The following is a 407-nucleotide window of genomic DNA, read 5'->3' on the forward strand; positions in this document are numbered from 1 at the left end:
ATGCAGTGCCGCGACCTTCTCGTCCAGGTGCTTGGGCAGGACGTAGACCTGGTTCTGGTAGTTCTCACCCTTCGTCCACAGCTCGATCTGCGCCAGCGTCTGGTTGGTGAAGCTGGCCGACATCACGAACGAGGGGTGGCCCGTCGCGCAGCCCAGGTTCACCAGGCGACCCTTCGCCAGGATGATGATCTGCTTGCCATCGGGGAACTTCACCAGGTCGGTGCCCGGCTTCACTTCGTCCCACTCATAGTTGCTGAGTGCAGCGATCTGGATCTCCGAATCGAAGTGCCCGATGTTGCAGACGATCGCCATCGGCTTCATCGCCTTCATGTGATCGGCAGTGATGACGTCGGCATTGCCGGTCGCGGTGCAGAAGATGTCGGCGCGGGTCACGGCCTCTTCCATCG

General features: G+C 61.2%; 1 protein-coding gene. It reads right to left on the reverse strand.

What is annotated here, in order from left to right:
* A partial coding sequence (locus tag I6F37_RS42680) for an adenosylhomocysteinase (RefSeq protein ID WP_225154780.1) occupies nucleotides 1–407 on the reverse strand: 407 nt, incomplete at both ends.

Origin of the sequence: Bradyrhizobium sp. NBAIM08 (assembly GCF_020193935.1) — a bacterium.
In the GTDB taxonomy this organism is placed as follows: Bacteria; Pseudomonadota; Alphaproteobacteria; order Rhizobiales; family Xanthobacteraceae; genus Bradyrhizobium; species Bradyrhizobium yuanmingense.